General features: G+C 34.2%; 2 protein-coding genes. Both read left to right on the forward strand.

Going from position 1 to position 521, the window contains the following annotated elements:
- Positions 1–106: 106 nt before the first annotated feature.
- Positions 107–253: a hypothetical protein gene (locus A6E04_RS21395; RefSeq protein ID WP_175365448.1), complete on the forward strand. Its 147-nt coding sequence runs from the start codon at positions 107–109 to the stop codon at positions 251–253.
- A 53-nt stretch (positions 254–306) separates the two neighbouring features.
- Positions 307–468: an Eag protein gene (locus A6E04_RS21235; protein WP_139078921.1), complete on the forward strand. Its 162-nt coding sequence runs from the start codon at positions 307–309 to the stop codon at positions 466–468.
- Positions 469–521: the final 53 nt, after the last annotated feature.

Consider the following 521-nt stretch of genomic DNA (forward strand, 5'->3'; position numbering starts at 1 on the left):
GTTATGCAGGCGTTATGTGTTTATGGGTACGGCGTTTTGTCTATGGCTTCACACATATAATTCTTACGTTAAGATAAAATGTTATTTTTAAAAAGAGGCGTTTACTATGAAAGCAACTCAAATGAATAATGTAGAAGAGAAAAATATTCCAAATTGTACGCATTCAAGTTTATCTAAAGAATACCACCTTGGCAGTGCCACTGGTGATTATGTGTGTGACGACTGTGGTAAATCAGGGTTTGGTCGAAATTGACCAGAACATGCGAAAAAACAAGAATAATAATAAATTTTAAATAGAGGTTAGGTATGAAAAGAGCTGGAGCAGTTTGTCCTGAATGTGGTTCAACCACAAGACCATTTAAAGAAAAGATTATGGGTCAAGATACACAAGATTTAATTTGTTCTGATTGTAGCTACACAGGTTTTTGGACAGAGTTCCAACCTAAGGAAAAAGCTAACGAAGAGTAACTTAAATATAATGTTCTTTGTCAATTTAGAACACACATAACAAATGCATCAAC

This window comes from Aliivibrio logei, assembly GCF_001691055.1.
Taxonomy (GTDB): Bacteria; Pseudomonadota; Gammaproteobacteria; order Enterobacterales; family Vibrionaceae; genus Aliivibrio; species Aliivibrio salmonicida.